This is a genomic window from Clostridium thermarum (assembly GCF_006351925.1).
Lineage (GTDB): Bacteria > Bacillota > Clostridia > Clostridiales > Clostridiaceae > Clostridium_AU > Clostridium_AU thermarum.
On record NZ_CP040924.1, the window covers coordinates 1437755 to 1450839 of the forward strand.

Sequence of the window (13085 nt, forward strand, 5' to 3'; positions counted from 1 at the left end):
TTATGAGCAGTACATTTGAAAATACTGAACAACTAAGTTGTATCCTTCCAGCTGACTATTCAATAGATAGTTATTATGAGAGAATTTTAACCAAACGTATAGCTGTAGTTATGCATATGCATTATTTCGATACTTTTGATAAATATAAACAATACATTGATAATATTCCGAAGGAGATTCATATTTATTTTACAACCTCAAATAATGAAATAAGAAAGAAAATTGAGCTTTTTCTTGAACATAGAAAAAATTGTATGATAATAGAGAAGAATAACCGTGGTAGAGATATAAGTTCTTTTTTAGTAGCTTGCCGCAAAGAAATTCTAAAATATGAATATGTTTGCTTTTTGCATGACAAAAGGGAAAAAGATCCATCAATGAAAAAGGATATAGACAGATGGATATATAGTCAGTGGGAAAATATGTTAGGAACTTCTACATATATTTATAATGTGCTTTCCTATTTTGATAAAAATTCACAGATAGGATTGCTACTTCCTCCAATTCCTATTGGGGAGCATTTATCTTTCTTATATAGAAATAATTGGTACAATAATTATGATAATACAATTAAATTAGCAAAACGTTTGGATTTGCATTGTAATGTTAATAAAGAAATATCCCCTATGGCTTTAGGAACAGTGTATTGGGCTAGAGTTGATGCTTTAAAAAAGCTGTTAGAATATGAATGGAAATATGAGGATTTTGATGCAGAACCATTAGCTGATGATGGAACTATAAGTCATGCAATCGAACGAATATTGGAGTATGTAGCTAAGGATGCAGGATATGAGAGTAAATGGGTTATGACAGATCGTTATGCACAAGAGAGGTTGGGAGATTTTACAAATGTCTTATCTAAGGCATTTGAAAGACTTAGAAAGTCATTAGGTCTTCGGAACATATATGATCTAGATAGATTTGATTATAAGGCACTCGAATTAAAGGAAATTTGCCAGAATTATAAAAAGGTTTATATATACGGAGCAGGTATATTTGGAAGAGATTGTCTTCACTTTATGAAGGCTATAGATGTAAGAATAGATGCTTTTATTGTTACAAATATGGCAGGAAATGAGTCAGAAATTGAAAACATTTCAGTATATTCTTTAAATGAAATTGAGTTTGACAACGAAACAATTGTAATTGTAGCTGTAAAAAAAGAATATCAAGAGGAGATTTTTAAGAAATTAAAGGAAAATGGGTTGCCTACAAGTGCAATATGCAATTGGCGTCAATACTGAATTTATTTGGAGGAACACAATATGGATATAATACAAAATATATTAAATGAAAGAAATCGTAGATTTGGAATAGAAAAATTTAATTTTCAGACATGGGAAGAGTTTGAGAGAATTAAGAAAAATAAATCTGTATTTTTATTTGGTATTGGCATCGGTGCTGATTTCTTTATTGAAAATTATACTGGTAGCATTGTTGGTTTAATTGATAATGATAAAAAAAAGCATGGGCTTCCAATAGATTTGTTTATTGACGAAATTGCATTAGATAAGTGTCAAGAAAAGAAAGTTTTGGATGTATCCATATTAAATCAATATAAAAATGATGATATAGTTATCTTAATTACTAATCTTAAATCATGTGAACAAATTGCAGAACAGCTTGAAAGTATAGGAATTAGCAATTATTTTTCTTTACTTGCAATGGAGGGGTTAAAAAAAGTTTTTTCTGATACTGCTCAAGATTATGATAGTGACAATATTATAAAAGAATGTACTAAAAGGATAGAACAAAATAAAATAGTATTTTATACAATGGGTGGTTATTCTGGACATGGAAAATATATTGCTGAACAACTTTCGAAATTGCGAGATGATTTAGATATAGTTTGGATTATTGATGATTTAAAAATTCTTAAGGATCCTGCATTACATATACCCAAAGGTATCAGATATGTATATTTAAGAAATAGAAAGCAATATATTTATCAGATGGAAACAGCTAAGATATGGATATATGATGATATGATTCCATTATACATTCATAAGCGACCAGGACAAATATATGTGCAAGTTAAACATTGGCCCAGTATCACCTTAAAAACCTTTGGATTTGACTTAACAACATTTCGTAATGAAGAAGGAGAAATTGCAGTTTGTAAGCACAATTCAGCAATGATTGATTATATTCTTACAGGTAGTAAGTTTGATACAGACACTTGCAGAAGTGGATTTGGATTTCAAGGAGAGGTTGTTCAAGTTGGTTCACCACGATCTGATATTATTTTTTATGAAATTACACACAAGCAGAAAATATGCAGATATTATGATTTAGATAATGAAAAAAAAATCTTGTTGTATGCGCCGACATTTCGCTGTAAACAAGGTGTTTATTATAAACCTGATGTTTATGAAACTAATATTGATTATGAATTACTGTTAAAAAAACTTAGTGGCAGATTTTTTGGTGATTGGAGAATTCTTTTAAGATTACATCCTGTAGTTTCCGAAGCAAGTAAAAACATAAAACAACCGGATTATGTAATTGACGCCAGTAATTATCATGACAGCCAGGAACTTGTTGCAGCAGCAGATATCATGATTACAGACTATTCAAGTATAATGTTTGAACCTGCTTTCGTAAGGAAACCAGTGTTTTTATTTGCACCGGATCGCAAGGAATATATCAATGGTGAACGAAAGCTATTAATAGACTATGATACTTTACCATTTCCCATTGCTGAATCAAATGAGGAACTGGCACATAATATTGAAAATTTTGATCAAGAAGAGTATGTAAATAAGGTTGATAAGTTTATGGAAAAATATGGGGTTCATGAAGACGGACACGCCAGCGAACGTGCTGCAAAATTTATTTCGGACTTACTTGATGATAAAAGGAGCTAGATAATATGCCAAAAGTCTCAATAATAATGCCCTCCTTAAATGTAGTAAAATATATTGAACAGTGTATGGAAAGTGTAATAAACCAAACACTAAAGGATATAGAAATTATTGCTGTAGATGCAGGTTCAACAGACGGAACTCTTGAAATTTTAAGAAAATATGAATTACACGATAATAGAGTTCAGATTATACACGCAGATAAAAAAAGCTACGGTTATCAGGTAAACTTAGGAATTTCGGTGGCTAATGGAGATTATATCGGAATTGTAGAAACTGATGATTATATAGATTTAAAAATGTATGAAACTTTATATACCCTTGCTGTAGAATCAAAAGCGGATTATGTTAAGGGAAGTGCAGTAAGGTTTTTAGGGTTGACAGGAGATAGAAAGTATTGCACTAAAATTGAAGTTTTTACAGTTAAAGAATTTGCTCAGCATAATGGTTTAATTACTATTAATCCAAGCGTAACACCGGAACTTATTCTTAAAGACTATTACTTATGGACTGGTATATATAGAAATGATTTTGCTAAATCTATACTATTGAATCAAACTCCCGGTGCTGCATATCAAGACATTGGTTTTCTTCTTCAGACCTTTTGCAAAGCCAAGAAGGCTGTTTACATAGATAAAATATTTTATTATTATCGTCAAGATAATCCAAGTGCTTCAGGATATAATCCTAAAGCTTTTCACTTCCTTGTTCAAGAATATAAACATGTAGATAATCTGCTTCAAGGTCAAGATGAAAAATGGCATGCATTAAGCTATTGTAAAATGTTTCGACAAACAAATCAAAGAATCAGGTTGATGGCAATCTCTGGTGTGTTTTGGGATTCTGCTATATCAGATCTGAAAAATATATCTGATAAATTAAAAGTAGCAATTAGTACAAATGAAATTGCAGCTGAAAATTTAACAGCCAAAGAATGGGCGGAGTTGGACTTAATTGTTCAAAACCCTAGGGAGCTATATGAGTATCATAAAACGGCTGAAACAGAAAGATGTGGTAAGCTTTCTATTTTATTAGAAAAAATTTCTGCTGCTGATCAAATTGTTGTTTTTGGATGTGGCATATTAGGGAATTTTGTTCTGGCTTTACTTGATTTAAATGGCATAGATAAAATTGGAGCATATTGTGACAATAATTCTGATTTGTGGAAAAAAGACTTGCAAGGCAAGCCAATAATTTCACCAGCACAGGCTGTTCAGGACTATCCCAATGGAACATACATTGTTGCTAACAGGACTCATTGTCAGGAAATAAAGAAGCAATTAGTGGGCATGGGTATTTCTGATGATAATATTTATGAATATACCCTGGGGGCAGATCCTATACTGTTGAATAAGATTTATTTGAATAGCTGATGATTAAAGAAATCTTCTTTATATTATTATTTTATATTTGAATGAACGGAGTTAGAGTATGATTAACAATATTTCTCATCCTTTAAATGAAATAGATGCTGCTATAGGTACATATATTAGCTCACATCCTGACAATAATTACATCGATGTTATAAGAAAGGATAAGCGTCTAGACATTTCTCGCTACTTAAGTGATATTCCAAATGGCTTGTTTGCATGGTATCCTTTTGAAAATACTGCAGAGCTACTGGTAATAGGCGGACATTTCGGGGCGTTTTTAATGAGTATTAGCAGAAGATGCAAGAAGGTTGTAGTTGTAGAAAAAGATGGTTATCGTGCACACTTTCTAAAGCAGCGTATGAATAATATTAAAAATATTAGTGTCTACAATTACGATATTGTAGACCTTAAAAAAGAATTTGAGCAACGCTTTGATTATATCATTTGGGCAATTGATGAAAGTATAGATATCTTGAGCAAAAAAGACTATGAATCTAACTTTTTAGCTATGAAAAATCTACTTGCGCGAAAAGGAAAAATTCTTGCTGTAGTTCCTAACCGTATTGGGGTCCGTGTTCTTTGTGGAGAAAGAGACTGCAAATCGGGATTGCCCTTTGACGGTATAACCGATAATCTATTTGGAACGTATCGTTTCAGCCGCAGTGAACTTTTGAGCTTTCTTGCAGATATGCAGTTTGACTCTGTAAAACTCTATTATCCATTTCCTGATTATAGAAATCTTCAACTCATATATACAGACGAGTATCCCCCAACAGATGATTTAACGGAGCGGATAAAAGTATATGTTTCAAAGAATTACGAAAGAGTCTTAAGTGAAAATAAAATGTATAGTATTCTTGCTCAAAATAATGTATTAACCACTTTTGCAAACTATTTTATTGTGGAATGTGGAAATAATGTTGAAGTTAGTAATATATTATATTCAGCCATTTCTTCAGAAAGAAGCCGTAACAGAGCTTTCGCCACTAATATATGTAGCGATGGCAAGGTAAGAAAGATACCAATATATAATGAAGGAATATCCGGTCTTGAAAATTTAAAAAGAAATGCAGATGAGCAAATTAAAAGAAAAATACCATCACTGAAAATATCTATTGATAAAGGTATTGCGGTTATGGATAGGATAGAAGCTCCCACATTATCAAATCATCTAAGAAAATTAGCTGAAGATAAAAATACAAAAGCTATTTTTGAATGTATTGATATGCTTTATAAGTATATACTTAACTCCTCTGATCATACCTCTGAAAACTCCTTTTCGAGTATGGCACAAAATGAAAATTGGGGACCAGTACTAAAAAAAGCATATATTGAAATGATCCCTGTCAATTGTTTTTTTGTAGACGCAGAACTTTTATTTTTTGATCAGGAGTATACTATGGACAATTGTCCAGCAGGCTATGTTTTATTTAGAGCAGTAAATGACATTTATAATTTTATACCACAAGTTGAAAAACTGATCTCACTTGATGAAATGAAGGAAAGATATAGTTTAAAAAGCTTATGGAATTACTATATGAGAGTAGAGGACGAGTTTTGCAAAGGACTAATAAATCGAGATATATATTTAGGTCGTTCAATATGGAGAAATGACTCTGAACATATTTTAATAAATAATAGGAGGGCAATGAAAATGAGCTGCGACAGTTCAATTAAGCTCTTTAATCCGGTATCGGAGCTCAATGATAGAAAATTGATTCTTTTTGGCTCTGGAAAATATGCAGATTATTTTCTAGACAAATATGAGAACAACTATAAAATAGACTTCATTATAGATAATAACAGTGAAAAGTGGGGAACAGAAAAACGGGGTATAACAGTAAAATCCCCTGATGAACTTCACAGGCTTATTTATGGAACATATAGAATTGTTATTGCAATTGCAGATTATCAGCCAATAATTGAGCAGCTAAAGTCGATGGGGATATATGAGGATAGCTATCGTATATATCAGAAAAGTATTGACGATATTTTGACATTAGCCATTACAGATACCATGTCAGACGGAAAATATAATATAGGTTATGTAACAGGAGCTTTTGACATGTTTCATATAGGTCACCTTAATATTCTAAGAAGATGCAAGGAACGTTGCCACTACTTGATTGCAGGAGTATTGACTGATGAAATAATTGAAAATGAAAAACATAAAACTCCCTTTATTCCTTTTGAAGAGCGTATTGAGATTGTAAAGCAGTGTAGATATGTTGACAGAGCTATTCCAGTGGATAAGCACAATACAAATAAAATTGACGCATGGAAAGAACTGCGTTACGGCTGTTTGTTTTCTGGAAGTGATCATGAAAATCAGCCATATTGGATGACGCTTCAAATGCAGCTTCGCAGTTTAGGCTCGGAGCTAGAGTTTTTTCCTTATACACAAAGTACCAGTTCAACTATGCTGCAAAAAGCAATAAGAGATCAAATCATAACTAATTAATAAAACTATGGAGAGGTGACAAATGAAAATTATATGCGAGTTGTCGGGCATAGTAGATTATAATCGTCCATCACAAGGAACAATTGATATAAAAACTGCAGGTTTTCAACAGATATTCGTGGATTTAAATCATTTATATAAAAAGGTGACCAAGGAAAATGTTGAACACTTTATGGAGAAGTTCTCTGTGGATGAACTGCCTTTTTTAAAAACTACTAGGGCGGTTGTTGAAAAATGCAAAGCTGAGAACATTCATATATTTGCACTTCGTTCACCATATCTTCCTATTGATACTAAACGAACAGATTTAAATGAAATTCAACAGCAAATGGCGGAAGAAGTTATCGAATTTTGCGGCGAAGCAGAAGTAAATTATGTAATTGTTCAGCCTATTTTTGCAGGTGTTGATCGCTCAAATGAATGGCTTGTTAATAAAGAATATTATTCTAGTCTTGCGAGAACAGCCCGTGAAAATAATGTAATGATTCTACTCGAAAATCAATATAGAACCTATAATGGACACATCATGAGAGGTATCTGTTCCGATGGAAAGGAAGCCGCTAAGTGGGTAGATAAGCTTAATGATATTGCTGGAGAAGAACGTTTTGGTTTTTGCATGAACACAGGAACTTGTAGTCTTTGCGGACAGAATATGCATGAATATGCTATATCACTTGGCAGCCGAATAAAAGCTGTAGTATTGAGAGACTGCGACGGACATAATGAAACCTCGATGCTTCCTTTTACTGCTGTAAACTCCGGCGAATCGCAAACGGATTGGTTGAGCCTCATCCGTGGACTGCGTGATATTAGCTTTGACGGTGGTTTGATTCTTGATATAGAGGATACTGCTGTTGCATTTTCCCCGATCCTCAGACCACAGCTTTTAACACTTGCTAAAGCGACGGCGGATTATTTCAGGTGGCAGATTGAAATTGAAAATCAACTTAAGAAGTATAAATCAATTGTACTTTTTGGTGCAGGAAATATGTGCCGTAATTATATGAAATGCTATGGGGAAAAGTACCCTCCGATGTTTACTTGCGATAATAATAGTAAGGCCTGGGGTACAAATTTCTGCGGACTTGAGGTAAAGTCACCGGAGGCACTGAAAAGTATTCCTGCTGACTGTGGAATATTTATATGCAATATATATTACCGTGAAATTGAAAAGCAGCTTAGAGATATGGGAATTAAAAATAATATTGAGTTTTTTAATGACGAGTATATGCCGTCGTTCTATTTCGATAGGCTGGAAAGGATGTGATTTTTTGCTGCAAATAGGCGTACAAACAAAAAATGTGGTTTTTGACAGCAATCCATCTTCAGGCTTCCAACTTTTAAAAAAGTCAGGCTTTTCCTGTGCGGATTTCAGCCTTAATTCATATTTACTGAATACATCACTTTACAAATTGGAGTTAAATGAATTCTTTAATAAATCGGACAGTGAGCTTGAAGCTTTTTTTGCACCACATAAAAAAGCAGCTGAAGTAGCAGGGGTAATAATAAATCAGATGCATATGCCATACCCCTGTTATGTTACCAACGGAAGTAAGGAACTTAATGATTATTTAGCAAATGTCGTGGCAATAAAAAGTTTAAAAATTTGTAAATACTTCGATTGCTCAAACATTGTAATTCATGGCTTTAAACTTGCACGAAGTCTTGGTTCTGAAGAAATGGAATGGAAATATACAGAAGACTTTCTCAAAATAATTGCACCCTTAGCAAAGGAAATGAAGATAACAATTTGTATTGAAAATATCTACACAAGTATTGGTAATCATATTCTTGAAGGACCATGCTGCAATGCACAAAAAGCTGCTGAGCGTATTGATAGATTTAACGATAAATACGGCGCGGAGGTTTTGGGATTTTGTTTTGACACAGGACATGCTAATTTAGTTGGAATTGACTTTGAGGGTTTCATAACAACTCTTGGACATCGATTAAAGGTCCTTCACATTCATGATAACGATGGAATCGGTGACCTTCATCAGATACCATTTACATTCACAAAAACACGTGAAAATAGGGCGTCAACGGATTGGAATGGATTTATCCAGGGACTTAAAAATATAAAATATGACAAGGTTTTGAGTTTTGAAACGGCACCTGTGCTTACTTCATTTCCTGATGAAATGAAATCTGAAGTACTCCAGTTTATTGCTAAAATAGGACAATACTTTTCCAGCAAGATTGAATGTTAATTTTTCTGCAAATTTACTTTAATTGAGAATAAATTATTGAAAAAAATCCATAAAAGTTTACATTAACACTTAAGAAAAACAACAACTCAACGATTATTAAAACGGAATAATATTTTTGGAGTTGATTTTATGAGATTAAATCACAATTTAGCATCCTTAAACATATATAGAAACCATGTAAAAAATCTTAAATCTAATAGCCTTGCTATGAATAACATATCCTCCGGGCAAAAAATCAGCAGCGCAAAGGACAACCCCAACGCTATCGCCCAGAGTGAAAAGCTAAGACTCCAGATTAGAGGGCTTCAGATGGCATCCAGAAATGTGCAGGATGGAGCAAGTATGCTGCAAAATGCAGATGGAGCCTTGGATTCCGTAACCTCCATGCTTCAGAGAATCAGAGAGCTTACTGTACAGGCTGGGGGAGTCAATTCAGTAGAAGATAGAAAAACCATACAGGATGAAATTAACCAGATGATTAAGGGCATAGATCAAACAATAAACACTAATGAGTTCAATGGAGTAAAGCTATTAGCCTCTGGCGCCAAGGGTAACGAAAAGCCTAGTATTATTAAGATGCCAAGTGGGGCAAATGTAGGTGAAGAGGTAGAAATTCCTGTATACAAACTCACTTCAGATATGATAGGAAATTCAAAAAACGGAGACAAACTTGCTGATATAAATATACTTTCAAGCAAAGGTATCAGTACAGCCTTACAGACCATAGATGGAGCCTTAGAAACAGTATCCACGGCCAGAAGTAAATATGGAGCCATACAAAACAGGTTTGAAAGCTTGTATAATAATTTGAGTGAAACAGAAGCAGCGTTACAAAATGCTGAGAGCAGCGTTAAGGATGCAGATATAGCTTACGAAATGATGCAAATCTCTAAGTCCAATATTTTAATTGAGGCCGGCAATGCTATGATGGTACAATCAAACAATTTCCCTAAAGAAATATTGAAGATTCTTGAAAATTTAAGAGGTTAATGTATATTTTTTAAGATTTAATGAGCACCAGCAGTGGATTAACATGCTAGTGCTCTTGTTTTTTTATCAGTGAATTATAAGTTGCCAAGGTAGGGGAAAATGGTTACAGCCTTCGACGATATTTTTGTAATAAAACTCTTTGTATACATACAATATCATTTAAAACACTGAAACGCTTTTTGCTGTTTAAAATAATAATTTTAAAAAAAGTATAGAAAAAAGTAGAAATATACCCTATAATAAAAGCGATAACAAAAATTGTTAAAAAAGTTTGTAGAATTATATGACAATTTTATTTGTATTAAAGAATATTGTGGAAAAACAGTTATTAAAATTTACTCATAAAAATTCAAAAAATATGTACAAACTTGTAGATTTAATGTAATATATAATTAAATTATTAATTTTATACGAAAAAAATTACAAATTTGAGGGGGATTAAAGTGAAAGTGAGTAATATGTCGTATGATGAGAAGGTGTACGACCTGGTTAAGAAGGGTTTAGATGCGGCCTCCTTGAGAAGCAAAGTTATCTCAAATAATATTGCAAATGTGAATACTAAAGGCTACAAAAGATACTATGTGTCCTTTGAAGATACCCTAAAGGATACCATGAATAAAGTGGAGTTACAAAAAAGTGATGACCTTCACCTTGATGGGAAGGACAAGCCTGCAACCATCAGCGTTAAGCAGGACACATCTACAAGTATGAGAGAAGATGGAAACAATGTAGACATCGAAAATGAAATGACCAATCAGGCTGCAAACACACTGATGTATAATGCGTTAATTACTCAAGTAAATTCTAAGTTATCTATGACAAGATATGTCATAACCAGTGGCGGGAGGTAATAACAAATGAGTGCATTCACTTCATTAAGAATAAGTGCCAGTGGATTGTCTGCTGAAAGATTGAGGATGGATACTATTGCCTCAAACATTGCAAATGCATCCACTACAAGAGGTGAAGATGGCAAACCATACGTGAGAAAAATTGCTGTTTTTCAAGAAAACCTCAATGAAGCTATAAGAAAAGGCGATAGAGTAGAAGGTAATTTGCTAGGGGTTAAGTCTGTAGGCATAGTAGAGGACCAATCTGAGTTAAGAAGGGTTTACGATCCATCACATCCCGATGCTGACGAAGAAGGTTACGTTTTAATGCCCAATGTTAATATATTGAACGAAATGGCGGATATGATAGCTGCTACCAGGGCCTATGAGGCTAACATCAATGCAATAAACAATGAAAAGAGTATGTTTTCTAAGGCTCTTGAAATAGGAAGATAGGAGGAAAATTTAAATGAAAATTAATGATTATCTACAGAGTAGAATGTCGCTGTTGTCCATAGATAATACCTTGGGAAAAGAAACTGAAAAAACTCAGGGCAGTTCAATGAGCTTTATGGACACGCTAAAGGAAAAGCTGGATAAGGTTAATGAGAAGCAAATACAATCAGATGTGGCTACTGAAAGCTTTATAAAAGGTGAGGATATTGATATCCACGAAGTTATGCTGATTACAGAGGAGGCTAAAATGTCTTTGCAGCTTGCTGTGCAGGTAAGAAATAAAATTGTGGAGGCATACCAGGAGATAAGCAGAATGCAGTTATAATAAGGAGTGCAGACAATGAATAAACTATCAGAAATATTTACAAAGTTAAAAGATAAATGGAAATCTACAAGTATCGGTCAAAAAATACTCTTTGGAACAATAATTTCTGTAGTTTTAGCTCTAATCATAATTTACGTAAGCTACTCCAGTGCTAATAAATATGGCATTTTGTTTTCAGACCTTACACCAGAGGATGGGAATACTATCTCTGCAAAATTAGATGAGCTGAAAATTGATAAGCAGGTTAAAGGAAATACAATTTATGTTCCCAAAGAAAAGGTAGATGAACTGCGCCTGCAACTCGCTGGGGACATATCCGGCGGAAGCAAGGGATATGAATTACTTGATAACGGTAGTAGTTTTGGCATGACAAATGAAGAGTTTGATTTGAAAAAACTTAGAGCTACCCAGGGAGAGCTGGAGAGAACTATAAAAAGTTTTCCGCAGATAGAAAATGCAAGGGTTCATATTACACCTGCTGAGGATTCAGTTTTTATAAAAGATGGGAAGCCAGCCAAAGCTGCAGTTTATATACAGTTAAAAGCCGGTACTAAATTAAGTTCAGAAAATATTAGATCCATCATGGCCCTTGTATCCGGCAGCGTTGAAAATTTACCGAAGGAAAATATAGAAGTCATTGACGATAAAATGAACCTTTTATCTAAGGGAGTGCTTGAGGAAGAGGAAGAAGATTTCACTACATCTGTTGATAAACAACAGGCTTTGGAAATGGAGTTTGAAAAGAAGCTAGAGAATGCTCTTATGGATATGCTTGAACCAGCAATTGGAAGGAATAAGGTCAATGTTAAAGTTAACAGTGACCTGGATTTTGATGCAAAAGAAAATACTGTCATTACCTATGATCCGAATAAGGTGGAAGTAAGTTCACAAATCATTAGGGAAAACAGTTCTTCAGAGGAGGGAACGAACTCTGCAAGTCCTGTAGATAATAATATGGGAAATACCACTCCTCTTAATGGAGGTACAAATACAACCACTAAAGAGGATATTACCACTAATTACAAGGTTGGTGAAACTACCAGTAAGGTTATCAGTGCACCGGGAGAAGTAAAGAGAATTACTGCTTCTGTAATAATCGATGGGAAATTGGATGAAGCTACAAAGACGGATTTAGAGAGGTTAGTTTCCGGTGTCATCGGTTTCAAAGAGGACCGTGGGGACTCTATAAGTGTAGTGGGTATGACTTTTGATCCATCTGCTAGTGAGGAAGAGGCAAAAGCCATTGCTGAGCTGAAAGAAGCTACAGAGAGAGAAAGACGTTACCAACTATATAAAACTTTGGCTATTGCAGGTGTAGCACTTGTAGCCTTTATTATTGCAATGATCTTTATGTTTAAGGTGATGAGAAAGAAAAAGGATGAACCACAACCTGCATTAGATGTTGTCATAGGCGGAAATATACCGGTTAAAGAAGCTGTTAAATTTGACCCGATAGATTTGGAAGTGGAAAATGAGAAAACACACTTGGAACAAGAAATTAAGAAGTACGCTACCAATAAACCTGAACAGGTAGCAGATATTGTAAGATCGTGGCTGGCAGAAGATGAGAGGTGAT

General features: G+C 33.9%; 11 protein-coding genes. All 11 read left to right on the forward strand.

Features of this window, described 5'->3' with window-relative positions; translation table 11 throughout:
• Window positions 1–2: 2 nt before the first annotated feature.
• The 11 genes from FHY60_RS06340 to fliF all read left to right on the forward strand — a co-directional run bounded on the left by FHY60_RS06340 (window position 3) and on the right by fliF (window position 13084).
• Entirely contained in the window at window positions 3–1244 is a 1242-nt protein-coding gene (locus FHY60_RS06340; RefSeq protein ID WP_139904173.1) for a rhamnan synthesis F family protein, read from the forward strand.
• Window positions 1245–1265: 21 nt separating this feature from the next.
• A complete protein-coding gene (locus tag FHY60_RS06345; RefSeq protein WP_139904174.1) occupies window positions 1266–2867 on the forward strand; it encodes a CDP-glycerol glycerophosphotransferase family protein in 1602 nt (533 codons plus the stop codon).
• 5 nt (window positions 2868–2872) lie between these two features.
• Window positions 2873–4237 carry a glycosyltransferase family 2 protein gene (locus FHY60_RS06350; RefSeq protein ID WP_139904175.1) on the forward strand — a complete coding sequence of 455 codons (1365 nt, stop codon included), beginning with the start codon at window positions 2873–2875 and terminating at the stop codon, window positions 4235–4237.
• Window positions 4238–4295: 58 nt separating this feature from the next.
• Window positions 4296–6698: an adenylyltransferase/cytidyltransferase family protein gene (locus tag FHY60_RS18270; RefSeq protein ID WP_243122244.1), complete on the forward strand. Its 2403-nt coding sequence runs from the start codon at window positions 4296–4298 to the stop codon at window positions 6696–6698.
• 22 nt (window positions 6699–6720) lie between these two features.
• Window positions 6721–7965 carry a sugar phosphate isomerase/epimerase family protein gene (locus tag FHY60_RS06360; protein WP_139904176.1) on the forward strand — a complete coding sequence of 415 codons (1245 nt, stop codon included), beginning with the start codon at window positions 6721–6723 and terminating at the stop codon, window positions 7963–7965.
• Window positions 7966–7969: 4 nt separating this feature from the next.
• On the forward strand, window positions 7970–8908 hold the full coding sequence (locus FHY60_RS06365) for a sugar phosphate isomerase/epimerase family protein (protein ID WP_139904177.1): 939 nt from the start codon (window positions 7970–7972) through the stop codon (window positions 8906–8908).
• Window positions 8909–9037: 129 nt separating this feature from the next.
• The gene (locus tag FHY60_RS06370; RefSeq protein WP_139904178.1) at window positions 9038–9898 is read left to right on the forward strand and encodes a flagellin N-terminal helical domain-containing protein; all 861 of its coding nucleotides are present in this window, start codon (window positions 9038–9040) and stop codon (window positions 9896–9898) included.
• Window positions 9899–10356: 458 nt separating this feature from the next.
• Complete coding sequence (flgB, locus tag FHY60_RS06375) at window positions 10357–10749, forward strand: flagellar basal body rod protein FlgB (RefSeq protein WP_180375503.1); 393 nt, start codon at window positions 10357–10359, stop codon at window positions 10747–10749.
• Window positions 10750–10755: 6 nt separating this feature from the next.
• On the forward strand, window positions 10756–11184 hold the full coding sequence (gene flgC / locus FHY60_RS06380; protein WP_139904180.1) for a flagellar basal body rod protein FlgC: 429 nt from the start codon (window positions 10756–10758) through the stop codon (window positions 11182–11184).
• A 13-nt stretch (window positions 11185–11197) separates the two neighbouring features.
• Entirely contained in the window at window positions 11198–11509 is a 312-nt protein-coding gene (fliE, locus tag FHY60_RS06385) for a flagellar hook-basal body complex protein FliE (RefSeq protein WP_139904181.1), read from the forward strand.
• A gap of 15 nt (window positions 11510–11524) precedes the next feature.
• Window positions 11525–13084, forward strand: coding sequence for a flagellar basal-body MS-ring/collar protein FliF (gene fliF / locus FHY60_RS06390; RefSeq protein ID WP_139904182.1), 1560 nt, complete (start codon window positions 11525–11527; stop codon window positions 13082–13084).
• The last annotated feature ends 1 nt before the right edge of the window (window position 13085 follow it).